Annotated in this window: 25 protein-coding genes; 13 read left to right on the top strand and 12 right to left on the bottom strand. The window is 53.9% G+C overall.

Features of this window, described 5'->3' with window-relative positions; translation table 11 throughout:
• Nucleotides 1–73: 73 nt before the first annotated feature.
• The gene (locus ACVV26_RS11115) at nucleotides 74–994 is read right to left on the bottom strand and encodes a LysR family transcriptional regulator (protein WP_474801587.1); all 921 of its coding nucleotides are present in this window, start codon (nucleotides 992–994) and stop codon (nucleotides 74–76) included.
• Nucleotides 995–1,093: 99 nt separating this feature from the next.
• Between ACVV26_RS11115 and ACVV26_RS11110 the strand changes: the two genes are divergently transcribed.
• From ACVV26_RS11110 to ACVV26_RS11095, 4 genes are all read left to right on the top strand, one after another.
• Entirely contained in the window at nucleotides 1,094–2,344 is a 1,251-nt protein-coding gene (locus ACVV26_RS11110; RefSeq protein WP_474801585.1) for an MFS transporter, read from the top strand.
• A gap of 71 nt (nucleotides 2,345–2,415) precedes the next feature.
• Nucleotides 2,416–3,900 (top strand): carboxypeptidase M32, encoded by a 1,485-nt coding sequence (locus ACVV26_RS11105; RefSeq protein WP_474801583.1) that lies wholly within the window; start codon nucleotides 2,416–2,418, stop codon nucleotides 3,898–3,900.
• A gap of 126 nt (nucleotides 3,901–4,026) precedes the next feature.
• Complete coding sequence (gene ydgU / locus ACVV26_RS11100; protein ID WP_474801817.1) at nucleotides 4,027–4,104, top strand: small membrane protein YdgU; 78 nt, start codon at nucleotides 4,027–4,029, stop codon at nucleotides 4,102–4,104.
• A 105-nt stretch (nucleotides 4,105–4,209) separates the two neighbouring features.
• The gene (locus tag ACVV26_RS11095; protein ID WP_474801581.1) at nucleotides 4,210–5,031 is read left to right on the top strand and encodes a trypsin-like serine peptidase; all 822 of its coding nucleotides are present in this window, start codon (nucleotides 4,210–4,212) and stop codon (nucleotides 5,029–5,031) included.
• A gap of 23 nt (nucleotides 5,032–5,054) precedes the next feature.
• Here ACVV26_RS11095 and mdtI read toward each other — a convergent pair whose 3' ends face one another.
• The 3 genes from mdtI to ACVV26_RS11080 all read right to left on the bottom strand — a co-directional run bounded on the left by mdtI (nucleotide 5,055) and on the right by ACVV26_RS11080 (nucleotide 5,959).
• Nucleotides 5,055–5,384, bottom strand: coding sequence for a multidrug/spermidine efflux SMR transporter subunit MdtI (mdtI, locus tag ACVV26_RS11090; RefSeq protein ID WP_474801579.1), 330 nt, complete (start codon nucleotides 5,382–5,384; stop codon nucleotides 5,055–5,057).
• Nucleotides 5,371–5,736 carry a multidrug/spermidine efflux SMR transporter subunit MdtJ gene (gene mdtJ, locus ACVV26_RS11085; RefSeq protein ID WP_474801815.1) on the bottom strand — a complete coding sequence of 122 codons (366 nt, stop codon included), beginning with the start codon at nucleotides 5,734–5,736 and terminating at the stop codon, nucleotides 5,371–5,373. Before mdtJ ends, mdtI begins: the two co-directional genes overlap by 14 nt.
• A 127-nt stretch (nucleotides 5,737–5,863) precedes the next feature.
• Entirely contained in the window at nucleotides 5,864–5,959 is a 96-nt protein-coding gene (locus ACVV26_RS11080) for a protein YdgV (protein WP_474801814.1), read from the bottom strand.
• A 245-nt stretch (nucleotides 5,960–6,204) separates the two neighbouring features.
• Between ACVV26_RS11080 and ACVV26_RS11075 the strand changes: the two genes are divergently transcribed.
• On the top strand, nucleotides 6,205–6,612 hold the full coding sequence (locus tag ACVV26_RS11075) for an ASCH domain-containing protein (RefSeq protein WP_474801577.1): 408 nt from the start codon (nucleotides 6,205–6,207) through the stop codon (nucleotides 6,610–6,612).
• Here ACVV26_RS11075 and ACVV26_RS11070 read toward each other — a convergent pair.
• Nucleotides 6,609–7,013 (bottom strand): nucleotide triphosphate diphosphatase NUDT15, encoded by a 405-nt coding sequence (locus ACVV26_RS11070; protein WP_474801575.1) that lies wholly within the window; start codon nucleotides 7,011–7,013, stop codon nucleotides 6,609–6,611. The two genes, ACVV26_RS11075 and ACVV26_RS11070, sit on opposite strands and share 4 nt — an antisense overlap.
• A gap of 157 nt (nucleotides 7,014–7,170) precedes the next feature.
• Here ACVV26_RS11070 and eptA point away from each other — a divergent pair, with 157 nt between their 5' ends.
• Genes eptA through pmrB form a run of 3 tightly spaced genes read left to right on the top strand, consistent with a single transcriptional unit; the run spans nucleotide 7,171 to nucleotide 10,552 of the window.
• Nucleotides 7,171–8,805, top strand: coding sequence for a phosphoethanolamine transferase EptA (gene eptA / locus ACVV26_RS11065; RefSeq protein ID WP_474801573.1), 1,635 nt, complete (start codon nucleotides 7,171–7,173; stop codon nucleotides 8,803–8,805).
• The gene (pmrA, locus tag ACVV26_RS11060; RefSeq protein ID WP_474801571.1) at nucleotides 8,802–9,482 is read left to right on the top strand and encodes a two-component system response regulator PmrA; all 681 of its coding nucleotides are present in this window, start codon (nucleotides 8,802–8,804) and stop codon (nucleotides 9,480–9,482) included. The genes eptA and pmrA overlap by 4 nt, the downstream gene beginning before the upstream one ends.
• Nucleotides 9,479–10,552, top strand: a complete 1,074-nt coding sequence (pmrB, locus tag ACVV26_RS11055; protein ID WP_474801569.1) for a two-component system sensor histidine kinase PmrB — start codon at nucleotides 9,479–9,481, stop codon at nucleotides 10,550–10,552. The genes pmrA and pmrB overlap by 4 nt, the downstream gene beginning before the upstream one ends.
• A 7-nt stretch (nucleotides 10,553–10,559) precedes the next feature.
• Here pmrB and ACVV26_RS11050 read toward each other — a convergent pair whose 3' ends face one another.
• Both ACVV26_RS11050 and ACVV26_RS11045 read right to left on the bottom strand, forming a co-directional pair.
• Nucleotides 10,560–11,753, bottom strand: a complete 1,194-nt coding sequence (locus ACVV26_RS11050; RefSeq protein WP_474801567.1) for an MFS transporter — start codon at nucleotides 11,751–11,753, stop codon at nucleotides 10,560–10,562.
• Complete coding sequence (locus ACVV26_RS11045; RefSeq protein WP_474801565.1) at nucleotides 11,734–12,894, bottom strand: alpha/beta hydrolase; 1,161 nt, start codon at nucleotides 12,892–12,894, stop codon at nucleotides 11,734–11,736. The genes ACVV26_RS11050 and ACVV26_RS11045 overlap by 20 nt, the downstream gene beginning before the upstream one ends.
• A gap of 167 nt (nucleotides 12,895–13,061) precedes the next feature.
• Between ACVV26_RS11045 and ACVV26_RS11040 the strand changes: the two genes are divergently transcribed.
• The 3 genes from ACVV26_RS11040 (at nucleotide 13,062) to ACVV26_RS11030 (ending at nucleotide 14,677) form a co-directional block, all read left to right on the top strand.
• On the top strand, nucleotides 13,062–13,946 hold the full coding sequence (locus ACVV26_RS11040) for a LysR family transcriptional regulator (protein ID WP_474801563.1): 885 nt from the start codon (nucleotides 13,062–13,064) through the stop codon (nucleotides 13,944–13,946).
• Nucleotides 13,947–14,036: 90 nt separating this feature from the next.
• A complete protein-coding gene (locus tag ACVV26_RS11035) occupies nucleotides 14,037–14,267 on the top strand; it encodes a hypothetical protein (RefSeq protein WP_474801561.1) in 231 nt (76 codons plus the stop codon).
• Nucleotides 14,264–14,677 carry an Imm63 family immunity protein gene (locus ACVV26_RS11030; protein WP_474801559.1) on the top strand — a complete coding sequence of 138 codons (414 nt, stop codon included), beginning with the start codon at nucleotides 14,264–14,266 and terminating at the stop codon, nucleotides 14,675–14,677. Before ACVV26_RS11035 ends, ACVV26_RS11030 begins: the two co-directional genes overlap by 4 nt.
• A gap of 62 nt (nucleotides 14,678–14,739) precedes the next feature.
• On the opposite strand, the gene ACVV26_RS11025 is transcribed toward ACVV26_RS11030, so the two are convergent.
• From ACVV26_RS11025 to ACVV26_RS11015, 3 genes are all read right to left on the bottom strand, one after another.
• Entirely contained in the window at nucleotides 14,740–15,339 is a 600-nt protein-coding gene (locus ACVV26_RS11025; protein WP_474801557.1) for a hypothetical protein, read from the bottom strand.
• A 222-nt stretch (nucleotides 15,340–15,561) separates the two neighbouring features.
• Nucleotides 15,562–16,101, bottom strand: a complete 540-nt coding sequence (locus tag ACVV26_RS11020) for a DUF2058 domain-containing protein (protein ID WP_312979313.1) — start codon at nucleotides 16,099–16,101, stop codon at nucleotides 15,562–15,564.
• Nucleotides 16,102–16,136: 35 nt separating this feature from the next.
• Complete coding sequence (locus ACVV26_RS11015; RefSeq protein WP_312979686.1) at nucleotides 16,137–16,622, bottom strand: cold-shock protein; 486 nt, start codon at nucleotides 16,620–16,622, stop codon at nucleotides 16,137–16,139.
• Nucleotides 16,623–16,905: 283 nt separating this feature from the next.
• On the opposite strand from ACVV26_RS11015, the gene ACVV26_RS11010 reads away from it, so the two are divergent.
• Nucleotides 16,906–17,292, top strand: a complete 387-nt coding sequence (locus ACVV26_RS11010) for a hypothetical protein (RefSeq protein WP_474801555.1) — start codon at nucleotides 16,906–16,908, stop codon at nucleotides 17,290–17,292.
• Between the two features lie 64 nt (nucleotides 17,293–17,356).
• Here the strand turns inward: ACVV26_RS11010 and ACVV26_RS11005 are convergent, their stop codons facing one another.
• Both ACVV26_RS11005 and ACVV26_RS11000 read right to left on the bottom strand, forming a co-directional pair.
• A complete protein-coding gene (locus tag ACVV26_RS11005) occupies nucleotides 17,357–17,581 on the bottom strand; it encodes a DUF1187 family protein (RefSeq protein WP_474801553.1) in 225 nt (74 codons plus the stop codon).
• Nucleotides 17,582–18,382: 801 nt separating this feature from the next.
• Nucleotides 18,383–18,655 carry a hypothetical protein gene (locus ACVV26_RS11000; protein ID WP_474801551.1) on the bottom strand — a complete coding sequence of 91 codons (273 nt, stop codon included), beginning with the start codon at nucleotides 18,653–18,655 and terminating at the stop codon, nucleotides 18,383–18,385.
• Nucleotides 18,656–19,006: 351 nt separating this feature from the next.
• Between ACVV26_RS11000 and ACVV26_RS10995 the strand changes: the two genes are divergently transcribed.
• Entirely contained in the window at nucleotides 19,007–25,600 is a 6,594-nt protein-coding gene (locus tag ACVV26_RS10995; RefSeq protein ID WP_474801549.1) for an Ig-like domain-containing protein, read from the top strand.
• Nucleotides 25,601–25,715 lie beyond the last annotated feature (115 nt).

Below are 25,715 nucleotides of genomic sequence, written 5' to 3'. Positions count from 1 at the left end.
AACTTACGCTATGGTGAAGCACATCAATACGAGCCGTCAAATTTTTAGTCATGGTTGTGATTTACAGCACGTTTTAACGCGGGGTTGCGCTGTTTTTACGCACGTTGAGCGCCTCGTTCAGCAGACGCATAAACCGCAGGGCGGCGGCGCTTTTCTCGTGATGTTTCGACCACACCAGCCACATTTCCGATACTGCATCCGCTTCGGTTATCGGCACCCAGCGCATTTCATTCAGTTGAATCCGCTGGAACGAGGCCGGTAAGATCGACACGCCAAGCCCGGCGGCCACCAGCCCGATAATGGTCATCGCTTCCCCCACTTCCTGGGCGATCAGCGGCTGGATATCATAACGGTGCAGCAACCCGAGAATATCGTCATACAGCCCGGTCCCGACGTGCGGGTCGAAAAACACAAACGGTTGATCGGCCAGTTCGCGAAGCGAAATCGCGGGCTTCGCCGCCAGCGGGTTTTCGCGGTGCACCATGGCCATCAGCGGTTCGCGCAGGATCAATTGCCAGTCGAGAGTGTCGGGCAAAGGGGTGTTGCGCATTAACCCCAGCTCCAGTTTTCCTTCATTAAGCGGTGCGATTTGCGCCCGGGTGTTGATTTCAAGGGTCTGTAAATGCACATCCGGGTAACCTTTGCGAAACTGCGACAGGCTGTCAGAAATGGGTTTGATAAACGGCGCGGAGGAGGTAAAGCCGATGCGTAACTCGCCGGTCTCCCCGTGATGCAGACGCGCCGCGCGCACCGCCGCCGCTTCTACCTGGCTTAAAATCTGGCGGCTGTCCGCCAGAAACTGCGCCCCCGCCGCCGTCAGGCCAACGCTGCGATTGGTGCGCGCCAGCAGTTTCGCGCCGACCTGGGCTTCCAGGATCTGGATTTGCTGGCTTAGCGGCGGCTGGGAGATATTCAGCCGCGCCGCCGCCCGGCCAAAATGGAGTTCTTCCGCTACCGCCACGAAATAACGCAGGTGCCGCAGTTCGATATTCATATTTAATACATATCATTTGAGATTATTAATATATTAGACAGAATATTAGGCGCTTTCTACTCTGTTTATAGTCTGTTCCGTCATCCACAAGGATCTGTTTTGAGCCGTACATCCACCGTCTCGCCTGATTCGGCTGTTCAGCAAGACGTTATCACTGCTTCCCAGCCTGCTTCATTTATTACCCGCGGTACACCGCAATTTATGCGCGTGACGCTGGCGCTGTTTTCCGCCGGTCTGGCGACGTTTGCCCTGCTGTATTGCGTACAGCCGATCCTGCCGGTGCTGTCCCAGGAATTTGGCGTCTCCCCGGCGAGCAGCAGTATTTCGTTGTCTGTGGCGACCGGTTTAATGGCGCTGGGGCTGCTGTTTACCGGGCCGCTGTCCGACGCCATCGGGCGTAAAAATGTCATGGTAACCGCCCTGCTGCTGGCTTCCTGCTGTACGCTGCTCTCCACTCAAATGACCAGCTGGCACGGCATTCTGATTATGCGTGCGCTGATTGGCCTGTCGCTGAGCGGCGTGGCGGCGGTGGGTATGACGTATCTGAGCGAAGAGATCCACCCAGGCTTTGTGGCGTTTTCGATGGGGTTGTACATCAGCGGCAACTCCATTGGCGGGATGAGCGGGCGCTTGTTAAGCGGTGTGATCACCGATTTCTTCGACTGGCGCGTGGCAGTCGGCGCAATTGGCTGTTTCGCATTGGCGGCGGCGCTGATGTTCTGGAAAATCCTCCCCCCGTCGCGCCATTTCCGCCCGGCGTCGTTGCGGCCTAAAAGCCTGTTTATTCATTTCCGCCTGCACTGCCGGGACGACGGCCTGCCGCTGCTGTTCGCCGTAGGGTTCCTGCTGATGGGCGCGTTCGTCACTTTGTTCAACTACATCGGTTATCGGCTGATGCTGTCGCCGTGGCATCTCAGCCAGGCGGTAGTCGGCCTGCTGTCCGTGGCGTATCTGACCGGCACCTGGAGTTCGCCGAAAGCGGGCGCGCTGTCGGTTCGCTACGGGCGCGGCCCGGTGATGATCAGCTTTACCGGCATCATGCTGCTGGGCCTGTTGTTAACGCTGCTGCCGTCGCTGTGGGTGATTTTTGCGGGGATGCTGTTGTTTTCCGGAGGATTTTTCGGCGCACACTCGGTGGCCAGCAGTTGGATCGGCCACCGGGCGAAGCGCGCCAAAGGCCAGGCCTCGTCGCTGTATCTGTTCAGCTACTATGTAGGCTCCAGCGTGGCCGGTACGCTCGGCGGTGTTTTCTGGCACCGCTACGGCTGGAATGGCGTCGGCGGATTTATCGCCCTGCTGCTGTTACTGGCGATCCTGACGGGATGGCGGCTGCACCACCGCGCGCATTGATTTCCGGGCCTCGTGTTTCCGCCTCGGTAGTGTTACTTTTCACACTACGCTCCACCTGCACACGAGGCTTTATGGAAAACACGCATTATCAAAAACTTACCAAAACCTTTGCTCGCCTGTCGCGTTTCTCGCACCTCTCCGCCATTGCCGGATGGGATATGTTCACCATGATGCCGCCTGGCGGTAGCAAAGCGCGTTCTGAAGCGCTGGCGGAGATGAGCGTACTGTGCCATCAGATCCTCACCAGCCCGGAGATGGCGCGCGCGCTGGCCGACGCGGAGCAGGAAGATTTAAACGATCTGGAACGCGCCAACCTGCGCGAAATGGCCCGCCAGTACCAGCAGGCGGCACTGCTGCCGGAATCGCTGGTAGAAGCAAAGTCTCTGGCAGGTAGCCGCTGCGAACACGCCTGGCGCACCCAGCGCCCGAATAACGACTGGCAAGGATTCGCTGAAAATCTCAAAGAAGTCGTGAAATTCAGCCGCGAAGAAGCGGCCCTGCGTGCCGCACACCGTGGCGGTTCGCGCTATGACGCTCTGCTGGATATCTACGAGCCGAACATGACCAGCGCGCGGCTCGACGCCCTGTTCGGCGATCTGAAAAGCTGGCTGCCGGATTTGCTGGCCCGCGCCACAGAAAAACAGGCTCAGAAAACGCTGATTGCCCCACAGGGCCCATTCCCCATCGCGCAGCAGCGGGAACTGGGGCTCGACGCCATGAAACTGCTGGGGTTTGATTTTGACGGGGGGCGGCTGGACGTCAGTGCCCATCCGTTCTGCGGCGGCGTGCCGGAAGACGTGCGCATCACCACGCGCTATAACGAAAACGAGCTGTTCAGCGCCCTGTTTGGCGTGATCCATGAAACCGGTCACGCCCGCTATGAGCAAAACCTGCCGCGCGAATGGCTGGGCCAGCCGGTGGCGCTGGCACGCTCTACCGCGCTGCACGAATCGCAAAGCCTGTTTTTCGAAATGCAGTTAGGGCGCAGCGACGCGTTCCTCACCCGCCTGTTACCGCATATCACCGCGCGTTTCGGTGAACAGCCAGCGTTTGAACGCGATAACTATATCGCCTGGAACCAGCGCGTGAAGCCGGGCTACATTCGCGTAGATGCCGATGAAGTGAGCTATCCGGCGCACGTGGTGCTGCGTTATGACATTGAGCGGGCGCTGATTGAAGGCGAGATTGAGGTCAACGATATCCCGGCGCTGTGGGATGAAAAAATGCAGCACTGGCTGGGGCTGTCCACCAGAGGCGATTACCGCAACGGCTGTATGCAGGATATCCACTGGACCGACGGCGGTTTCGGCTACTTCCCATCCTATACATTAGGCGCAATGTACGCCGCGCAGTTGTTCCACGCCGCCCGCCGGGCGCTGCCGACGCTCGACCAGGATATCGCCAGCGGTGATTTCAACGCCCTGTTTGAGTGGCTGCGCCAGAATATCTGGCAGCACGGCAGCCGCTTTACTACCGCGCAACTGGTGGTGAATGCGACCGGGGAAGATCTCAACCCGCACTACTTCAGGCAGCATCTGGAAAAGCGCTATTTGTAAAACGCCGCGCCGGGTTAACGCCCGGCGCTGTACATAGCGTTACACGCCGTAACGACTCCCTCACGGAACCCCTGCATTATCAGTACTATAGTGCGGCCTGTCGCTTATCGTAAAAGGCAGGTTCAGATGCGCCGTTATCTGTTCGAGATCCTTCTTGTCTCTCTTATTCTGTGCGCCCTTGTGTCGGCCTCATTCTACTGGTAAAGCCCCGTAGCATGCTGATTTTATTCCCTCTTTATTACCAGCCCGTCTATAATCAACATCAATGGGTTTACATTAATAATCATAATTGCCCCACCCGAGAGTGATATGCGCAAAACCGTTGTGTTAATTCTGGGAACCATTTTTCTGAGCGTTTTTCCTGCCCGTGCAGATGTCGGAGAGCCGCCGGAATCCACCGCAAATGAGGTCAAAACGCTGTTTTTCGGTCACGATGACCGGCAGCGCATCACCGATCCGACGCAATCACCGTGGGACGCTATCGGCCAACTGGAAACCGAAAGCGGCAACCTGTGCACCGCAACGCTTATCTCAGCGCATCTGGCCCTGACCGCCGGGCATTGCCTGCTGGCCCCACCGCGCGGCAAGCTCGACAAACCGGTGGCGCTGCGTTTTGTGGCGCTCAAGGGTAAATGGCGTTACGAAATTCACGACGTTGAAGGACGCGTGGAATCGAGCCTGGGCAGACGGCTTAAAGCCGACGGCGACGGCTGGATTGTCCCGCCCTCCGCCGCCCAGGATGATTTTGGTTTGATTGTGCTGCGCAACCCGCCTTCGGCGATTACGCCGCTGCCGCTGTTTACCGGCGACCGCACGGATCTGAGCGCCGCGTTAAAAACCGCCGAACGTAAGGTCACCCAGGCGGGTTATCCGGAAGATCATCTGGATAATCTCTACAGCCATCAGGACTGTATCGTTACGGGTTGGGCGCAGAAATCAGTATTGTCGCATCAGTGCGATACCCTGCCCGGTGACAGCGGTTCGCCGCTGATGATCCATACCGATGACGGTTGGCAGTTGATTGGCGTACAAAGTTCAGCGCCTGCCGCCAAAGATCGCTGGCGGGCAGATAACCGCGCCATCTCGGTCACTGGCTTCAGGGAAAAGCTGGAACAGCTTGCCCAACAGTGACCACGACGGCGCGGCTTAGGGCATCAGGCGAGTTTAATCAGCACCATGCCCACCAGCAGCAGGGCTAAACCGGCCCACCCCTTGCGGTTGAGGCGCTGACCGAACAGGATCCACCCTGCCGCGACGGTAGCGGCGATACCAAAACCGCCCCATAAGGCATACGCCACGGAAAGCTCAATACCCTTCACCGCCTGCCCGAGGGCGCTGAACGCGGCCAACACCGCCAGCAGAGAAAACACGCCATACAGCGGACGGCGAAAACCGTCCGAGAACTTCAGGAAAATATTGGCGGCGATTTCCAGCACGATTGCCAACATCAGCCATGCGCCGTGAACCCATTCAAACTGCGACATGGCGGCCTCCTGTTTGCGGTTTTTTGGCTTTGCGGGTGCCGGATTTAATCAGTACGATGCCCGCCACCAGGGTCGCCAGTCCCGCCAGTTTTACCATCGACAGGCTTTCATCAAATAACCAGACGCTGAATACCGTAATAATTAAAATACCGATGCCTTCCCACAGGGCATAGGCCACCCCAAGGGCGATGCGTTTAACGGAAAAAGACAGAAAAATATAAGACAGGCTGATCATGACCAGCATAAAAATAAACGCGGCGGAACTTCCGTTCTGGCTGGCCCATTTTAATGACAGCGTCCCGGTAATTTCAGCGATAATCGCCAGACCTAATAAAGCCCAATAAAACATGATTTTTCTCCTGCATGAGAAAATAATACGCCACAGCTTGCTGCACCAAATCGATAGGGCGACAAACCGAAAAAATGAGACTGATAGCGTGGCTACGCTGTGCGCAGACGCCAGAATTCACATGCAGGGACTAAAGCGCGTTGCGCCAGTGTTGTTCACCAAACTGGTGAAAAGAAAGGGGGAAAACGTGTGGGGGTAACAATAACGTCCTGAACAGATTGTCCATAATTTTCCAACTTATCCGCGGTATTGCTTCTCTTCGTTGCGGATGAAAATTGTCCTCGGTAGTTAAACACGCTGGAATTAAACCATAGCCGTTGGGTTTACTCAATCCCTTTTCAATTCTTTACTGAGAATTTCCTTAAGCCGTTATTTTCTGGTCTGGAGTAAATTTTATTTTCTTTTTTCATGCTGACTGGTATTGATAACCACCGGTATTTTTCCAGACTCAAAAAATAACAAGGAATAAAAATGACAACCCTTCTGCACGCCCTTCAACAACGTTACCCTCAGGCGCTGGTCTGGGGTTTTGGCGACTCGCCTGAAATGGCCGACGAGCTGGCTGCGCTGGTGATTCAGGGTCACAAGCGCGCCACCTGCGGCGCGCTGGTCTCTTATCTGAAAGAGCCGATCCTGCCCGGCTGCTACAACATCATTCTCAATGGCCGCGATGAGCCGGTATGCGTGATCCGCACCACCGTGCTGCGGGTGGTGCGCTATTGCGACATGACCGCCGAGCTGGCGAGCCTGGAAGGCGAAGGCGATCGCAGCCTGGCCTGGTGGCAGGCTTCACATCAGGCTTTTTTCGAACGTGAAGGCACCTGGGCACCGGATATGGAACTGGTGTTCGAAGAATTTACGCTGGTAGAGGTGGTTTAACGCAGCGCGGCTACCCCATAGCTGTCGATCAGCGTTTGCAGCGGGGCGAACAGCGGCGACGGCAGCGCATCGGGGGAAAACCATTCCCAGCCGTCGCACTTTTCCGGCTCACGGCATTCTGGCTCGCCCTGCGCATCACGGCTAATCATAAACAGCGTGATGTAATGTTTGCCGACGTCGTGAAATACGTCGCTGACAAACCGCCCGGCTTCAAGATGATTCAGCGTCAGCCCGGTTTCTTCGGCGGTTTCCCGGCGTGCGCACGCTTGCGGCGTTTCGCCAAACTCCAGATGCCCGCCTGGTGCGGACCAGGTGGCTGCGCCGTGACTGCCTTTGCGACGCCCTAACAACAGTTTTCCGTCGCGAAAAATCAGTACTCCGACGCCAATTTGCGGTGACATAACGGCTCCTTTGTTGCTGTCTGTGATCCGCAGGCACGGTAAAAGGTTTTCTGTTTATCTTCAAGTGGCGGGTAACACGCCCAACCTTAAGCCTCTTAAGGTTTTCCTAATTTTGCTTTGGCATCCTGCATACATTGAAATGACAGGATGCTCTGCTATGCCACTCCCCCGCCTGAAAAGACCGACGCTAAGCCGGATCGCGTATATAAGCCTGTTCTCAGCGTATATTGCGCTGTTTTTAAATTTCGCCTTTTATCATCAGGTACTGAGCGTTTTCCCGTTAACCACGCCACGCAACATTCTGGTGTTTATCACCATGCCGCTGGTGATTTTTTGCGTGGTCAGCAGCCTGGCGACCCTGGCCTCGCTGGTGAAGCTTGACCGCCTGGTGATCGCGCTGTTTATTCTGGTCAGCGCCTCGGCTCAATATTTTATCCTGACCTACGGCATCGTGATGGACCGCTCGATGATAGCGAATATGCTGGATACTACGGCATCCGAAACATTCGCCCTGCTCACCCCGCAACTCACGCTGACGCTGGTGTTTTCCGGCGTGCTGATGGCGATGCTGGCCTTCTGGGTGCGGGTAAAAGAGGCCGCTTCCTGGCGTCGTTTTGCCCATCGCGCCCTGAGCCTGATTGCCTGCGCCGCCGTCGTGGTCGTGGTGGCCCTGCTGTTTTATAAAGATTACGCCTCGCTGTTTCGTAATAACAAAGAGCTGGTGAAATCGATCAACCCGTCCAATACCGTGGCCGCTGGCTGGTCGTGGTATGTCCATAACCGGGAAGACAACCTGCCGCTGGTAAAAATCGGCGAGGATGCAAAGCAAAATCCGCTGATGCGCCAGGGCAAGAAAAACCTCACGATCTTAATCGTCGGGGAAACCTCCCGGGCGGATAATTTCTCGCTTGGCGGCTACGCGCGGCAAACCAATCCGCAACTGGCGCAGCAGAACGTGGTTTACTTCCCGCATACCACTTCCTGCGGCACCGCCACCGCGATTTCCGTGCCCTGCATGTTTTCCAATATGCCGCGCGCCCGCTACGACGAGGCGCTGGCCCATCACCAGGAAGGGATGCTGGATATTATTCAACGGGCGGGCATTCAGGTACTGTGGAACGAAAACGACGGCGGCTGCAAGGGCGCGTGTGACCGGGTTCCCCATCAGGATATGACCAAACTGAACCTGCCCGGACAGTGCATTGAAGGCGAATGTTATGACGACGTGCTGTTTCACGGGCTGGATGACTACATTGACAAGCTGACCGGCGACGGCGTGATTGTGCTGCACACCATCGGCAGCCACGGGCCGACCTACTTTAACCGCTATCCGCCGCAGTTCCGTAAATTTACGCCAACCTGCGATACCAACCAGATCCAGACCTGTACGGCGGAGCAGTTGACCAATACGTATGACAACACGTTGCTTTACGTGGATGATATCGTGTCGAAAGCCATTGATACCCTGAAAGCCCATCAGGATAAATTTACCACCCGCCTGGTTTACCTTTCGGATCACGGCGAGTCGCTGGGTGAGGACGGCGTCTATTTACACGGGCTACCGTACCGTATCGCGCCCGAAACCCAGAAACATGTGCCGATGCTGGTATGGTTATCCGACGACTATCAAAAACGCTATTCTGTGGATCGGGATTGCCTGAAGAAACGCGCCGCACAGGATGCTTCACAGGATAATTTGTTTTCAACCATGCTGGGGCTGACGGGCACGCAAACCACCGAGTACATTCCGTCTGACGATCTCGTGGCGGCTTGCAGGGGAACAACGCGATGAAAATATTAGTAGTTGAAGACGATACGCTGCTGCTTCAGGGGCTGGTGATGGCGCTGGAAGGCGAAGGTTATGTGTGTGATGGCGTGTCCACCGCCCGGGCAGCAGAAGCCAGTTTACTGGCCGGGCAGTACAGTCTGTTGATCCTCGATCTGGGCCTGCCCGACGAGGACGGGCTACACGTGCTGTTACGCCTGCGCCGCCAGAAAATGATGCTGCCGGTGTTAATTCTTACGGCGCGTGACTCGGTGAACGAGCGTATCGCCGGGCTGGACGCCGGTGCCGATGATTACCTGATCAAGCCGTTCGCGCTGGAAGAACTGCTGGCGCGCATTCGCGCCCTGATCCGCCGCCACGCCAACCAGGCGGAAAATACACTCTCAGTCGGCAATCTGACGCTGGATATGACCCACCGAATCGCCAAACTTGACGGTGTGCAGGTGGAACTCACGCCAAAAGAGTACGCCATTCTGTGCCGTTTGATGTTAAAAGCGGGCCACCCGGTACACCGGGAAATCCTCTATAACGACATCTACAACTGGGACAATGAACCGTCCACCAACACCCTCGAAGTGCATATCCATAACCTGCGCGACAAAATCGGCAAAGCGGCGATCCGCACCGTGCGCGGCTTTGGCTATGCGTTAATCAAACCGGGCGAGGAAAGCGAACCATCATGAGGGAACTGCTGACCCGTCTGGGGAATCACCGCACGCTGCGCTTCCGCCTGCTGCTGGCGATCGGCCTGATTCTGGTGGTGTGCCAGGCCATCAGCGTGGTGTGGCTGTGGCACGAAAGTAAAGAGCAGATCTCGTTTCTGGTTGATGAAGCGCTGCACAACCGCAACAACCAGCGGCACATTGAAAAAGAAATTGTCGAAGCGGTGGCAAGCCTGGCGCTGCCCAGCCTGGTGATGATTTCGCTGGCGCTGCTGCTCTGTTTCCAGGCAGTGAAATGGATCACCCGCCCGCTGCAGGAGCTACAGCGCCATCTCGACAGCCGCAGCGAGGATAACCTCGACCCCATCGGCTACGTCAGTTCGGTACGGGAAATCGACGCAGTGACACACGCCATTAATCATCTGGTGTCACGATTGACCGTGACCCTTGAGCGCGAGCGGATGTTTACCGCCGACGTCGCCCATGAGCTGCGCACCCCCTTAGCCGGTTTGCGGCTGCATCTGGAACTGATTGAAAAGGCCCATCATGTGGATGTAAAACCGTTATTGCAGCGTCTCGACCAAATGACGCAAAGCGTATCCCAATTGCTGCAACTGGCGCGGGTTGGGCAATCTTTTGCCTCCGGGGAGTATCAGCAGGTGCCGCTACACGCCGAAGTGATTGAACCAATGCGGGCGGAATTCGAAGCGATGTTGCAAGCGCGCCATCAAAAGCTGCACGTTATCGCCCCGCAGGACGTCACCGTACGCGGCGACGCGACGCTGCTGCGCGCCATGCTGCGTAACCTGGTAGAGAACGCCCACCGCTACAGCCCGCAAAACTCCAACATCTTTATTCGGGTAGAAAACGCGCCCGCGCCGCTGTTGGTTGTGGAAGATGAAGGGCCAGGCATTGATGAAAACAAAAGCGGCGAGCTGAGCAAAGCGTTTGTGCGTATGGACCGCCGCTACGGCGGAATTGGGCTGGGGTTAAGCATCGTCACCCGCATCGTACAGTTACATCAGGCGCAATTTATTCTTGATAACCGCAGCCCGGAGCCGGGTTGCCGGGCGCGGGTGCGGTTTATGTAAGGCTGCGCTAATTCATGTTGCCGTTCTGGCGGGCTGTTTGAAATGTCAGCACGCCAGCGCTCAGAAGTAGCGCGCCGCTCAGTGCAAACGCGCTTTGCCAGCCCTGGTTGTCAAACACCATGCCACCTGCCGTTGAACCAAGCGCGATAGAAAGCTGGATCACGGCGACCATCAGCCCGCCGCCCGCCTCGGCATCTTCAGGCAGCGTCCGCGCAATCCACGTCCACCATCCCGTTGGCGCAGCGGTCGCCAACAGCCCCCAGAAACCTAACAGCAGCGCAACTGCCGCGACGCTGTGTCCAGCCAGGATCAGCGTCCCGGCAATGGCAGCCATCAGCAACGGGATAGCCGTTAGTGTCAGATAAAATTTCGCGTTCAGGAACGGCGTAACGATCAGCGTACCAATAAAACCCGCCACGCCAATGACCAGCAGGATCAACGACAAGCTGCCCGCGCTCACCCGGGTCACCGTCTCCAGAAACGGCCGCACATAGGTAAATAACGCAAACTGCCCCATAAAGAACAGCCCGCAGGCCAGTAAGCCAACCCGCACGACAGGGTTGCGGAACAGTCGAAACACCGAGCCCCGTGGTGCCTGGCTTTTATCATTTTCCATAGCCGGCAGGCTGACGCACTGCCAGATAAACGCCACTATCGCCACCGGCACCAGGCACATAAAGGCTCCGCGCCAGCCGATGGTGGTGCCGAGATAGCTGCCAAGCGGCGCGGCCACCACGGTCGCAAGGGCATTCCCGCCGTTAAAAATGGCTAATGCGCGGGGCACCTGATGCGCCGGCACCAGCCGAATGGCCGTGGCGGCGGACAATGACCAGAAACCGCCGATAGCGATACCGATCAGGGCCCGCCCCGCCATATACACCAGGTAGCTGGAAGCCAGGGCGATGACCATTCCTGATAATGCCATCAGCGCGGTCATCCCCAGCAGGACATATTTGCGGTTGATATTTCCGGTTATGCCCGAGATCGACAGGCTGGTTATTACCGCCAGCGCGCCGGAGATCGCTATCCCCTGGCCTGCCAGCCCTTCGGAAATATTCAGATCGCTGGCGATCGGCGTAAGCAGGCTGACCGGCATAAATTCCGAGGCAATAAGTGCAAAGACGCACAGGGTCATCGCAAAAACGCCGCTCCAGTGTGCGTGCGCTTTGCGGTGTGATGTTTTACGGATTAGTGTGGACATTTTCAGCTTTCAGGCTGGTTTTGAAAAATTGTTCGAATTTGTCGAATGGAATTTTTCCGGCCACGTTGTCATATAAATCGACATGGTTGGCCCCCGGGACAATGACCAGTTGTTTATCTTTACTGCCCACCGCGTTAAAAGCATCTTCCGCAAAATAACGGGAGTGCGCGTTTTCACCGGTCACCACCAGCGTCGGGATGGTGATTTCGCTGGCGTAGCTCAGCAGCGGCATATTCATAAACGACAGCGGCATTGTCGCGTTCCAGGCGCCCGTCGAGTTCACGGAACGCTCGTGGTAACCGCGCGGCATCCGGTAATAATCAAAAAACTCTTTCAGCACCGGGTGCGGGTCCGCCGGTAACGCTTCTGGCAGAATACGATTTCCCGCGCTGGCGTTGCCCTTTTCGTCGACATAAATATCGTGGCCGCCAGGCGCAAAGGTGCCGTTTTCCGCATCCTTCCAGCGCTGCTGGTTCAGATACTGCAACACGGCGCGGCGATCGGCGGTGGTGTAACGGTCTTTGCCATCGCCCACGCCGTGGCCCATCGCCCGGCTCATGTCATACATCACGCTGGTCGCGACTGCTTTTACGCGGGTATCCATGGCGGCGTCATTTAACGCCATCCCGCCCCAGCCGCAGATGCCGAGCAAACCGTTGCGGTTGCGATCCACCTCTTTCTGTAGCCCCAGGAAATCTACCGCCGCGCTAAAGTCCTCGGTGTTGATATCCGGAGAGGCGACATTACGCGGTTGGCCGCCGCTTTCACCGGTATAAGACGGGTCGAAGGCCAGGGTGATAAAGCCCTGCTCCGCCAGCGTCTGCGCATACAGGCCGCTGGATTGCTCTTTAACCGCGCCGAATGGGCCACTCACCGCAATCGCGGCAAGTTTGCGATCGCCACGGTTTTTCGGGATATACAGATCGCCAACTAAGGTGATCCCGTAGCGGTTCTGGAAACTCACCTTACGGTGATCGACCTTCGTGCTCTCGGCGAAGATTTTATCCCATTTTTTCACCATCGAAACGGGCAAGTTTGGATGGGTTGTATCAGCATAACTCATTGTCGTGACTCCACTTAGTGATGCGCATAGCAGCATGGCAGGTATCGCGGCTGTCAGTTTTTTGGTGAAAACGCGCATGTAAATTCCCCCTAAAAACACGGTATCGGTACAGGTTTCTTACGGACAACGCTGCTGTGCTTTGTTGCAATGCGGTCATTATAGTTAGCAGTATTTATGCTGATTAGAGGCCAAAAAGTGCTAGAATTAATATCAATTTGTTATGAATAAGGGCTGAGGATGCGCGGATGGCGAAACGGGAAAACTATAACGATCTCTACCTGTTTATGGCGGTGGTGCAGGAAGGCAGTTTTACCGCTGCGGCACAGCGGCTGGGGCTCGCGCAATCCGGGATCAGCCGTTCTGTGCGCGAACTTGAAGAACGGCTGGGCGTACAGCTTCTGGTGCGCACCACGCGCCGATTATCGTTAACCCAGGCGGGCGAGCAGCTCTACCAGACGATTGAATCCGGCTTTGATGCGTTAGATTCGGGGCTCGCGACGCTGGCACATTATCGCCATACGCCGTCCGGCACGGTACGCATCAATGCCAGCCAGCACGCCATTGACAAAGTGCTGCTACCGAAGCTGGCGGTATTTAAACAGCGCTATCCTGATATCCAGCTTGAACTGATCAGCGAAAGCCGGTTTGTCGATATTATCGCCGAGCGCTTCGATGCCGGTATCCGCCTGGGAGGCGAAGTCGGCAGCGGCATGGTAGCGGTGCGTATTTCCCCTGACATGGAAATGGCCGTTGTGGGCACGCCAGACCATTTCCGGCGCTACGGCTTTCCACAAACACCCGCTGATTTAGTTACACATCCCTGTATCGCCTACCAGTTTGCCGACGGGAGTCTGTACCAATGGGAGCTCAATCTGGACGATAAAAAAATAACCCATCGCCCGCAGGGCCAGTGGGTGTTTTCTGACAGTTACATGGAAGCGGAAGCTGCACGGTTGGGTCTGGGGCTGGGCTATGTTCCTGAAGAGCTGATTGCCGATGATGTAAAGTATGGCCGTTTGATCCGTGTATTGCATCGCTACAGCCTGCGGTTGGACGGTGCATTTCTCTACTATCCGCACCGTAATGTGTCGCCCGCGCTACGCGCCGTTATTGATACGCTGAAAATTTGAAGGTGATGGGTAGAAAATTGAGGGCATGTGGTGATGGCGTATCTGTGCCAGAATGATTGAAATTTAACGCGTAATGGAGTCTGACTGAGAATGGTGATGGTATTTATCCCTGCGCTTGTGGCAGTGCTGGAAGCAAAAGAGCAAGAAACGGGTCGTGAATTGACCCGCGATGAAGTTGAGTCGATACGCGATAATGCCACTGCTATGGCGTTGCCGGAAGAAATTGCAGTAGATATGGCCAACAGCCGTGGTTATCCCGATATCGATCCGGAGGATGTCTGGAATGAATGGTTAACCTACAAGAAAAATAAATGCCTGTGAAAACGATTGAAGAACTACGGGCGGAACTTCTTAAAATTGGAGAGCAGTTAGGTGGAGGAATAAGGCCCAATCATTACTTCATTATTCCTGATAGCCCGGATGGTCTGGCGACACCCTGGCTGGAAATTCATGGCCAGGAATACCATTTTATTGTCTGTGAAAGGGGCATCGAAATAGCGCGTAAAGTCACGTCCAGTGATGATGAGATCCTTTATTGGTTTGTTGAGTGTGGCGTGGCGGGCCTGGCTTCACGCTATGCGGCGTTAAACAGTTCGCCTGAAAAGGAATTCAGGGATATTTATTTCCGCAAGCAATACCGGTTAATGCTCGCTATCAACCCTGAATGGGCCACGAGAAAGCGTAAAGAATTCACAGCGATCCTGCGATCTCAAATTAACGAAGAGAAGTAAATTTCAACACACCATCCGCGTTGGCGTTCTGTCCTGGGCTTATCTTATTAGATCGCCGGGATTTACCCGGCCTGCTGTTTCCGCCAGGCAATCTGCGCATGGATAAATTCTACAGCGCCTGCGGCCTCACTTTCGGAAGTAAAAACCCGCTCAGGAATGACAATACAGTTGTCATTTCGCATATGAATAAAGATAAAGCCACCTTTTCGGTAACTCGTTTTAATATGTTTCCAGTAGACGCGCCCGGTCGCTGAAGGGGTGATGTTTTCGACATAATACCGGGTAAGCTTCACTCTCTGAGCAAGTTCATCATCCGTTTGCTCCGCGTCTGCATTTTTTTTCATGGCCTTGCTTAACAGCCTGTCATAAAGGTTAAACAAGGCCAGCGAAAGCGCGAACAGCGCCAGCAGAACGATATTTATCACCCGGGTTCGGGCCATCATGCTGTCATCATGAGGGACATTAATAATCTGCATAATCATTTGCAGAATAGTAAACATCGCCGCAAAAATGAAAATATACCCTGCGGCCCGCTTGATGAAGGCAATAGATCCGTAGGGCTTAATGCACGCTTTCTCATAAGCTTTTATCAGCTTGCCCGCTTCGGTGCGCTCAAGCACTGACATTGAAAAATCAACGATAATTCGGCTTTTTGTTATCATCTGGCCTATCCCTGTTTTTTTTGAGTCAATGCCTCCTGACAATATCAAATCTCGATACCGCAGGGATGGATTGACTATGAGGTGCAGGATCCTGGCTCAGCTCCCCGTGCATTAAGCGAAGGAGTAAGCCGTCGTTCATGAAAGGAAAAACGTCGCCAGCGCAACCCGCGCTGGCTGAATGGCGTGGACATTATCATTGGCAGCCGGTAACGACACTCTCAGTTACCACATCAAATCATCAGGCACTTTAAAATCGGCATACGGATCGTCCTCATCCTGCGCTTCCTGGCTAAGCGCGCTGTTTACCACAATGCTGTCTGCATCGCGCTGCGCGATTTTGTCCGCCACGCTGGCGGGAATAATGGCGTAGTCAACTGTGTCCTTGCCATCAACAGCCAGACGCGCAATGGCGAGACGGCCATTGATCAACTGCGCTTGCGTCGTCTTATCTACTACAACCTTTTTAATCAGGTTGTTATCGGTGAAGTTAAATTCAATATTGCCTTTGGCAACCGCAATACGGTTCATTTCAATCAACTGCTTCACCTGGGCTTTATATTCTTTCGATAACGCAGCCTGTTTTTGTTGTTCGCTGAGCTGCTTATCGCGCTCCAGTTGCGCCTTCTTATTTTCTTCTACGGCCTCCCTGGCCTCACGCGCCTGAACGCGTGATTTTTTTGCCGTGCGCTGGACTTTAGCCATCTTTTTGCTGGTCACTAAACCGGCTTTTAGCATCTGCTCTTGTAAGGTAAGTTTTGTCATCGTCGTTTCTACGCTCGCCTGTCATGCAATCCAAATTATTTTAATTTAAGCATTTTCACTGTGGCATCGATATCAATCTCGTCTTCCGAGAAGATTAACGTCTCGCCCTGGAACGTGGTGATCGCCAGCTTTTTCAGCGAGCGCATTTCACCCGGCTTTGCGGTTGATTTCGGCCTGATGCTGCTCATTAACGCGCCGACAGACAGCACCGCATTTTCTTTATCAATGCGGGCATCGGCAGGGACTTCTTCGCTGTAAACCAGATAAGACTTGATCGCGGTGAGCTTCAGGCGCTCGCCCGCGATAAAGATGTATTTACTTTCCGGGACCACTTTCACCGCGTACGCCGATAACCCTTTGTTATTGGTGGTGGGTTCGAACGTCACCGCCGCGTCTTTTTTAATCAACTCCGGGTTGGCGACCTTAATCACATGAAAATAGCGGTTGTCGCCGTTTTCATCTTTGATAAAACCAAAACCTTTATCTTTAAACCACGTTGTGATCTTTCCGTTCATCGCCATTACCGCCTGGTTAATCATTTAGCTACTTAATTTTTGCAGCGCGAAGTGTAAAACACAATGTCGGTACAGTCTACGCGGCAGGCTGCCCGATTTCTGGATCACCTGCCGGGCGCTCCTGCTCTTCACAAAGCAGGCACGATATCTGCTGCCTGATGAGTTGACTTCAGGAAAACGCATCGGAGACACTCACAACGACTCTTACAATTAAGCGAGTAAAGCTATGAAGAAATTGCTGATTCAACTCATTTTCTTAAGCGTGGGTTTATTCAAGGCAGGAGACCTAATGGCAAATACACCGGAACACGTCGTGATTGCTTTCCAGCACGATTATAAAATCTGGAACGATCACGCTTTCCAGCAAAGCCAGATTCACAAAGATAAAGATACGATGCCGCTGGCGCAGCAGCACTGGAATGAACTTTTAAAAAAGTACACAAAGCCCGATTTTGAAGGCGAACCTATCGCTTTTGGTTCTGAGTCCTCTCATGACCCTGAGCAGGAGAAGATCATCTCTACAAAAATCACTGGCGATGTCGCCATTGTTACCACCAGGTTATCGCAACAATATTACTCCCCGATCTATGAATATCAATTGTTCAGGCAGAGCGATAACTGGTACTTATCTCAGATTTTTTTAGTTGATGAAAACGGGAAATACCCAAGCCTGTAATTCCCTTCCACACCTACCCCACCACGCGTAAATTCGATAACCGCGTGGTTTGAGGGTGATACTTTTAGAAGATTCCCTCTCCCACCCGGCAAGTAAGCAGACCGGTATTCTCTCTTGTCAGCTTTCTGATTGTGTCATGCTCATTTATGCCTGCCATTTTCCATTTTTTTTTACAGTGATAATCAATAATCATAACCGGATATCCGTAACTCTTACCCGCTACTTTCGGCCTCGATAACATTTTTACACACTGCTCCAGTGTAAGCCTGCGGCCGAAAAATATTTCCATGCTACATGGTAATCCACCTGCCTTGTGTATTAATCCAGTGAAGTGATATCTGCGCGGCTTTTCTCTGTAAGGTGATAATATCTAATTTTGCTGACCAGAAATAATACAGAAATTCCGATCCTACAACGCATCGAATATTTGGCAGGAAAAAATATAAATTTACACGGCATATTTCTCAAGAAATCACATAACCTATGTTGTAACTTACGATCTCTTAAATATACGTAACAGAGCCCTCCCTACGGATATTGTAAGCCGTCCAGTGTATCCTATGGGTGAACGATGTTTGAATTCATTATGTTTAAAATACCTTCAGTTCCCACTGCAAAATACTGGTTATCAGAAATGATATAAACTTTATGCATAAATAACATCCTGTTGAGCGCTCTTCTGGACTGTTGCTGAAATGATTAGTGAAAATAATGTAGTAACGATTAATTTAGTATTTCTGCGGGAGATTTTTTACTCCACGTAAAATCTCCCTTTCTATCGTAATTTACCCACCTGTCTTGAGATCGGATAATACACTGTCGGCACATCAAAAATTTCGAGTAATACGCCACCAGGATATCATTATAAAGAAATCGCACCACTTTTAATGAAATAACATTTTTCAATATGTTTTTTATTAATAGTAAGTCGTGTCTTTGCACTATAGTGCCCATAACTCAAAAACGGTTCAACTTTTCCCATTGTTACTTTCAAGTAATGGGTGTTAGTGCGGGTTGAATTTATGTTCATAGTTGAAATCAAAACAAGCCAGTGAATGTAATTTTTAGCACAAGTTTTGGGTTTATCAACTTAATGCTTATGCTTTAAGTTCATAAATTTCAACTGTTCGCACCAGAAGTTTACAGAGGCTACATCAAAAAAAATAAGATTCATATCCTTATCAAGGATCAGTGGTATACAGGGATAATGTTCAGGTTTCCCCTCGTTTAGAAGGGCACTGACTTCACCTTCGGCAAAAATACTTAAATCAAAAAAACGTAAATACCATTTTTTGAATTCCTCAAATGAATGGAGAACAATAAGTTTCTGTTTTTCTGACTTTAAGTTAATCACGGTTTGCATAAAACTCCCGTTGAAAATTTTACAGGGCATTAAATAATCCTTTAGATTATAACCACACAACAAAGAACCTTAAAGCAACTGAAAGTCCAAAATTGGATCAAGATCAGGTTCTTTTAACTCCTGCAACCCATTGAAATGAAATAAATTTTTCAAAGTCCAAATTGGCACCAGTAACGAGTTGTAATTTTTTATCTTAATCACATAATAAACGCGTAAAAACCCATCTCACCCATTGGCTTTAATTAATGAAAAGCATAGCTACATCTTGCTTTTCATTATTATCGCCTTGGGCTGCGTTTTTATTCCTTTAAGGAAAAAAGTTGAACCATTACCGTAATTCATGGGGTCATAATGAATCCTAAGTTAAGTAAACTCTCGGCAGCTGTGTGTATCTTTACGCAACTGTCCAGCGCCGCAATGCCCGCTTTTATACCCTTAATATCCCGGGCACAAAGCAAACCACTCGCATCCAGTGAGATTAACACCACACCTTACACATTAAAAAAAGACGAAACTGCGGCGGTCGTGGCGGCCCGGTACTCAATCAGTGTGGACGAACTGAAAAAACTCAACGTTTTCAGAACGTTTAGTAAGCCCTTCTCAAAGATTGGAGAAGGTGATGAAATTGATGTTCCTGTCACGAAACAAAATCAGAAAGATCAGTCTGACAGTCCTCTAACCGATACAGGTTCAGTCTGGGCTAACAGGGCATCCGTAGCTGGTTCTACATTAACTTCCGACCATCCGGGTGAACAGGCCATCGGAATGGCCAAAGGTATAGCCACCGGCGCAGCCGTTTCTTCTGTCGAGGAATGGCTGGGTCAGTTTGGTACAGCCAAAGCAAAGATCAATCTTGATGAAGATTTGAATCTTGATGAGTCTTCACTGGATGTGCTGTTGCCACTGTATGACAGAAACAACCATTTATTGTTCACCCAGCTCGGTTACCGGAACAAAGATTCCCGTAATACTGTTAATGCGGGTGTGGGCTTCCGTACTTTCCAGGGGAAATGGATGTACGGTATTAACAGCTTTTATGATGACGATGTGACGGGCCACAACCGTCGTATCGGTTTTGGTCTTGAAGCATGGACCGATTATCTGAAACTCGGCGCGAACACCTACAGCGGCATCACAGACTGGCATCAGTCCCGTGATTTTGCAGATTATGATGAACGTCCAGCAGATGGTTTTGACATCCGCGCGGAAGGCTGGTTACCGGCTTATCCTCAGTTGGGTGGCAAGCTGGTTTATGAACAGTACCGTGGAAATGAGGTTGCCCTTTTCAGCAAGGACGACCGTTCTGACGATCCTAAAGCGGTTACCATGGGGCTGAATTACACTCCTGTACCGTTGGTTACGGTCAGTGTTGATCACCGACAGGGTCAGAGTGGTCAGAATGACACCAGCGTAAATCTGGAGTTTAACTATCAGCTGGGCCTGCCGTGGAACAAACAGATAGATGACTCTCTCATTGCCGCCCGCCGTACACTCGCCGGCAGCCGTCTTGATCTTGTTGATCGTAATAATGATGTGGTTCTGGAGTATAAAAAACAGGACCTGATCCACCTGACGTTACCAGCTACCCTGGAAGGAAAAGCTGGTAATACAGGAAATATCGATGCCACCGTACGGGCTAAATATGGCGTCGATCATATTGACTGGGATTACAGCGAAATCCTGGTAGCAGGCGGGTCTGCAGCGATCGTCAATAAACAAACGCTTAACGTGACCTATCCACCGTTCAGCAGTACGGGAACCAATGTTTATCACGTCAGCGCTGTTGCTTATGATGCTCAAAAAAATAAATCGAACCGTGAAACAACGGAAATCCATGTCAGCGAACCGGAAGCCACTATAGTCGCAGGGGATTTGACGGTTACTGTCGACGGAGCGGTAGCGGATGGCAAAGCCACTGATACGGTTCAGGCAAAAGTAACCGATGCTTCCCATCATCCTGTTGCCGGTGTCGCGGTGGCGTTTACTGCCGATAATGGTACTCACGTCACTGCAGACTCTGTAGTCACAGATGCAAACGGTCTGGCTACGACAAACCTGACTAACACTCATGCAGGCAAATCAAACGTGACTGCGACAGCGAACGGTGCCAGCCAGAGCGCACCAGTTAGCTTCATTGCCGACAGCAGCAGCGCGGCCATTTCCGATGGCAACCTGACCGTCATCAGAGACAAGGTTGTAGCGAACAACAGTGAAACAAACGCTGTTCAGGCCATAGTCACCGATAAAAACGGTAATCCTGTCTCCGGAACCACTGTGACGTTCTCCACTACCGCGGCCGGTGCTACCATTGTGTCATCGTCCGCAATTACCGATGAGAAAGGGATTGCCACCACCGAACTGACCAGTTCAGCCCCGGGCATTGTACCGGTATCTGCCACTGTTAACGGTAGCAGCAAATCGGTCGACACACACTTCACTCAGGACAACAGCAGCGCCACCATCACTGACGGCAACCTGACGGTCACCACCAACAACGCCAAGGCTGACGGGACCGCCACCAACGCCGTCAAGGCGGTTGTCACCGATGCCAACGGCAACCCACTTGAAAATGTTTTGGTCACCTTTAGTACGCAAAATAATGCAAAAATCGTTAATGAAAAAGTGCCTACCGATAAAAATGGTATCGCCGCAACAACGTTAACCAGCACCAAGGCCGGCGTTTCTGCGGTCACCGCCACGGTGAACGGCAACAGCCAGTCTGTCGACACCACCTTCGTGGCCGACAGCAGCACCACCACCATCACCGACGGCAACCTGACGGTCACCACCAACAACGCCAAGGCTGACGGGACCGCCACCAACGCCGTCAAGGCGGTTATCACCGATGCCAAGGGCAACGCAGTGAAAGACGCTGCGGTCACCTTCACCGCCACCAACGGCGCGACCGTGACCACCGCTTCCGCCACCACCGATGCTGACGGCTTCGCCACCACCACCCTGACCAGCACCAAGGCCGGCGTTTCTGCGGTCACCGCCACGGTGAACGGCAACAGCCAGTCTGTCGACACCACCTTCGTGGCCGACAGCAGCACCGCCACCATCACCGACGGCAACCTGACGATCACCACCAACAACGCCAAGGCCGACGGGACCGCCACCAACGCCGTCAAGGCGGTTATCACCGATGCCAAGGGCAACGCAGTGAAAGACGCTGCGGTCACCTTCACCGCCACCAACGGCGCGACCGTGACCACCGCTTCCGCCACCACCGATGCTGACGGCTTCGCCACCACCACCCTGACCAGCACCAAGGCCGGCGTTTCTGCGGTCACCGCCACGGTGAACGGCAACAGCCAGTCTGTCGACACCACCTTCGTGGCCGACAGCAGCACCGCCACCATCACCGACGGCAACCTGACGGTCACCACCAACAACGCCAAGGCCGACGGGACCGCCACCAACGCCGTCAAGGCGGTTATCACCGATGCCAAGGGCAACGCAGTGAAAGACGCTGCGGTCACCTTCACCGCCACCAACGGCGCGACCGTGACCACCGCTTCCGCCACCACCGATGCTGACGGCTTCGCCACCACCACCCTGACCAGCACCAAGGCCGGCGTTTCTGCGGTCACCGCCACGGTGAACGGCAACAGCCAGTCTGTCGACACCACCTTCGTGGCCGACAGCAGCACCGCCACCATCACCGACGGCAACCTGACGGTCACCACCAACAACGCCAAGGCCGACGGGACCGCCACCAACGCCGTCAAGGCGGTTATCACCGATGCCAAGGGCAACGCAGTGAAAGACGCTGCGGTCACCTTCTCCGCCACCAACGGCGCGACCGTGACCACCGCTTCCGCCACCACCGATGCTGACGGCTTCGCCACCACCACCCTGACCAGTACCAAGGCCGGCGTTTCTGCGGTCACCGCCACGGTGAACGGCAACAGCCAGTCTGTCGACACCACCTTCGTGGCCGACAGCAGCACCGCCACCATCACCGACGGCAACCTGACGATCACCACCAACAACGCCAAGGCCGACGGGACCGCCACCAACGCCGTCAAGGCGGTTATCACCGATGCCAAGGGCAACGCAGTGAAAGACGCTGCGGTCACCTTCACCGCCACCAACGGCGCGACCGTGACCACCGCTTCCGCCACCACCGATGCTGACGGCTTCGCCACCACCACCCTGACCAGCACCAAGGCCGGCGTTTCTGCGGTCACCGCCACGGTGAACGGCAACAGCCAGTCTGTCGACACCACCTTCGTGGCCGACAGCAGCACTGCCACCATCACCGACGGCAACCTGACGGTCACCACCAACAACGCCAAGGCCGACGGGACCGCCACCAACGCCGTCAAGGCGGTTATCACCGATGCCAAGGGCAACGCAGTGAAAGACGCTGCGGTCACCTTCACCGCCACCAACGGCGCGACCGTGACCACCGCTTCCGCCACCACCGATGCTGACGGCTTCGCCACCACCACCCTGACCAGCACCAAGGCCGGCGTTTCTGCGGTCACCGCCACGGTGAACGGCAACAGCCAGTCTGTCGACACCACCTTCGTGGCCGACAGCAGCACCGCCACCATCACCGACGGCAACCTGACGATCACCACCAACAACGCCAAGGCTGACGGGACCGCCACCAACGCCGTCAAGGCGGTTATCACCGATGCCAAGGGCAACGCAGTGAAAGACGCTGCGGTCACCTTCACCGCCACCAACGGCGCGACCGTGACCACCGCTTCCGCCACCACCGATGCTGACGGCTTCGCCACCACCACCCTGACCAGCACCAAGGCCGGCGTTTCTGCGGTCACCGCCACGGTGAACGGCAACAGCCAGTCTGTCGACACCACCTTCGTGGCCGACAGCAGCACCGCCACCATCACCGACGGCAACCTGACGGTCACCACCAACAACGCCAAGGCTGACGGGACCGCCACCAACGCCGTCAAGGCGGTTATCACCGATGCCAAGGGCAACGCAGTGAAAGACGCTGCGGTCACCTTCACCGCCACCAACGGCGCGACCGTGACCACCGCTTCCGCCACCACCGATGCTGACGGCTTCGCCACCACCACCCTGACCAGCACCAAGGCCGGCGTTTCTGCGGTCACCGCCACGGTGAACGGCAACAGCCAGTCTGTCGACACCACCTTCGTGGCCGACAGCAGCACTGCCACCATCACCGACGGCAACCTGACGGTCACCACCAACAACGCCAAGGCCGACGGGACCGCCACCAACGCCGTCAAGGCGGTTATCACCGATGCCAAGGGCAACGCAGTGAAAGACGCTGCGGTCACCTTCACCGCCACCAACGGCGCGACCGTGACCACCGCTTCCGCCACCACCGATGCTGACGGCTTCGCCACCACCACCCTGACCAGCACCAAGGCCGGCGTTTCTGCGGTCACCGCCACGGTGAACGGCAACAGCCAGTCTGTCGACACCACCTTCGTGGCCGACAGCAGCACCGCCACCATCACCGACGGCAACCTGACGATCACCACCAACAACGCCAAGGCCGACGGGACCGCCACCAACGCCGTCAAGGCGGTTGTCACCGATGCCAAGGGCAACGCAGTGAAAGACGCTGCGGTCACCTTCTCCGCCACCAACGGCGCGACCGTGACCACCGCTTCCGCCACCACCGATGCTGACGGCTTCGCCACCACCACCCTGACCAGTACCAAGGCCGGCGTTTCTGCGGTCACCGCCACGGTGAACGGCAACAGCCAGTCTGTCGACACCACCTTCGTGGCCGACAGCAGCACTGCCACACTTACGGCAAATAACCTCACAGTTACGACTGATAATGTGATAGCTGATGGTCAGGCTACTGACAGCGTTCAAGCGAAAGTGACGGATGCTAACGGTAACTTAGTACCAGAAATGACTGTGACGTTTAGTGTGACGACGGGGGCGACGGTTGTAACCGCTTCAGCCATCACAGATGCTTATGGCCTTGCCCATACAGACCTGACAAGTGAGATATCGGGTACATACACCGTAACGGCGACTATTAAAGAGGTAAGCCAGACAGCTTCAGTCCATTTTAAAGCTAATGCATCGACTGCAGTGACAACTCTGGCTTCAGATGTTGTGGAACAAGTAGCTGATGGTAAATCTGCTGTTGTGGTCACCGCTACAGTGAAGGATGCAAAGGGAAATTTGGTGCCGAATGAAGATGTTGTATTTACTACCACAGGCTCAGCCATGTTGGGTACAGCTGAAAAAACCACAACAGTGGCAACCGATATAAACGGTGTAGTACAACTAAATGTAACAGATGTAACCGGAGAATCAGTTACTATTAAGGCTCAAAGTAAGACAAATTCATCCGACACAGGTGGTGAAATTGACCTGACGTTTATAGCGCCACCTCCTGAACCCATGCCATCATCCACTCTACTGGCGGTAAATGGTTCTAATTTTGGTCTTGACTTGGGCTTCCCTAAAACTGGCTTTGTTGGCGCCAAGTTCCAATTTGCAATCAAAGGAGATAAATCTAAAAACAGTGATTATAACTGGAGTGTAGACAGTGACTGGGTATCCGTTGACGCTTCTGGAACAGTAGAGTTTATTTCTACCGGGAACAGTAGTCCTGTCACTATAAGCGCAACCCCAAAAACTGGAGGGGCGGCCATAGAATATAAATTTAGTCTCGAAAAATGGTTTATATTCCATGATGGTATGGACGAAACTACCTTTGGTGAAACGTGGTGCCCATCCCAGGGATATTCATCTCCAGATGCAAAACTGGTTCTAAGCGTAGCTGGAGCTCGAAGTGGTTCTAGCGGAACACTCTGGAACGAGTGGGGAGATATTCAGAAGTTTGGTCTCATACCTGCTGCCACCAGTAATTTGCTTGAAGTGGATGGTGCTAATACAGCTGTTTACTTACCGGTTGGTTCAATGAATAGCTCAACTGTACGCGGTGGGACAGCATGTTATAAAAACCTTTAATTAGTAAAAGACCACCTTCCTGGAAGGTGGCTTTCCAGAATACCCCCCTGTAAGGGGGGTATTGTTACCTTCCAGTTTCTGCTCTAGCAATTCCATCTGCTGTTCGTGTGTTTGT

It is taken from the genome of Atlantibacter sp. MEI4A-1023, assembly GCF_056155425.1.
Note: the sequence above shows the minus strand (reverse complement) of the source record. Positions and strands in the feature narration are given on the sequence as shown.

Coding starts and splice junctions, on each gene's coding strand:
- ACVV26_RS10995 (WP_474801549.1), top strand. CDS start 19,007: ATGAATCCTAAGTTAAGTAAACTCTCGGCAGCTGTGTGTATCTTTACG.
- ACVV26_RS11050 (WP_474801567.1), bottom strand. CDS start 11,753: ATGTCCACACTAATCCGTAAAACATCACACCGCAAAGCGCACGCACAC.
- ACVV26_RS11115 (WP_474801587.1), bottom strand. CDS start 994: ATGAATATCGAACTGCGGCACCTGCGTTATTTCGTGGCGGTAGCGGAA.
- pmrB (WP_474801569.1), top strand. CDS start 9,479: ATGAGGGAACTGCTGACCCGTCTGGGGAATCACCGCACGCTGCGCTTC.
- ACVV26_RS11095 (WP_474801581.1), top strand. CDS start 4,210: ATGCGCAAAACCGTTGTGTTAATTCTGGGAACCATTTTTCTGAGCGTT.
- ACVV26_RS11035 (WP_474801561.1), top strand. CDS start 14,037: ATGGTGATGGTATTTATCCCTGCGCTTGTGGCAGTGCTGGAAGCAAAA.
- ACVV26_RS11080 (WP_474801814.1), bottom strand. CDS start 5,959: ATGGACAATCTGTTCAGGACGTTATTGTTACCCCCACACGTTTTCCCC.
- ACVV26_RS11010 (WP_474801555.1), top strand. CDS start 16,906: ATGGCAAATACACCGGAACACGTCGTGATTGCTTTCCAGCACGATTAT.
- ACVV26_RS11070 (WP_474801575.1), bottom strand. CDS start 7,013: ATGTCACCGCAAATTGGCGTCGGAGTACTGATTTTTCGCGACGGAAAA.
- ACVV26_RS11040 (WP_474801563.1), top strand. CDS start 13,062: ATGGCGAAACGGGAAAACTATAACGATCTCTACCTGTTTATGGCGGTG.
- ACVV26_RS11005 (WP_474801553.1), bottom strand. CDS start 17,581: ATGGAAATATTTTTCGGCCGCAGGCTTACACTGGAGCAGTGTGTAAAA.
- mdtI (WP_474801579.1), bottom strand. CDS start 5,384: ATGTCGCAGTTTGAATGGGTTCACGGCGCATGGCTGATGTTGGCAATC.
- ACVV26_RS11025 (WP_474801557.1), bottom strand. CDS start 15,339: ATGATAACAAAAAGCCGAATTATCGTTGATTTTTCAATGTCAGTGCTT.
- ACVV26_RS11000 (WP_474801551.1), bottom strand. CDS start 18,655: ATGCAAACCGTGATTAACTTAAAGTCAGAAAAACAGAAACTTATTGTT.
- ACVV26_RS11045 (WP_474801565.1), bottom strand. CDS start 12,894: ATGCGCGTTTTCACCAAAAAACTGACAGCCGCGATACCTGCCATGCTG.
- pmrA (WP_474801571.1), top strand. CDS start 8,802: ATGAAAATATTAGTAGTTGAAGACGATACGCTGCTGCTTCAGGGGCTG.
- eptA (WP_474801573.1), top strand. CDS start 7,171: ATGCCACTCCCCCGCCTGAAAAGACCGACGCTAAGCCGGATCGCGTAT.
- ACVV26_RS11105 (WP_474801583.1), top strand. CDS start 2,416: ATGGAAAACACGCATTATCAAAAACTTACCAAAACCTTTGCTCGCCTG.
- ACVV26_RS11015 (WP_312979686.1), bottom strand. CDS start 16,622: ATGGCGATGAACGGAAAGATCACAACGTGGTTTAAAGATAAAGGTTTT.
- ACVV26_RS11075 (WP_474801577.1), top strand. CDS start 6,205: ATGACAACCCTTCTGCACGCCCTTCAACAACGTTACCCTCAGGCGCTG.
- ydgU (WP_474801817.1), top strand. CDS start 4,027: ATGCGCCGTTATCTGTTCGAGATCCTTCTTGTCTCTCTTATTCTGTGC.
- ACVV26_RS11020 (WP_312979313.1), bottom strand. CDS start 16,101: ATGACAAAACTTACCTTACAAGAGCAGATGCTAAAAGCCGGTTTAGTG.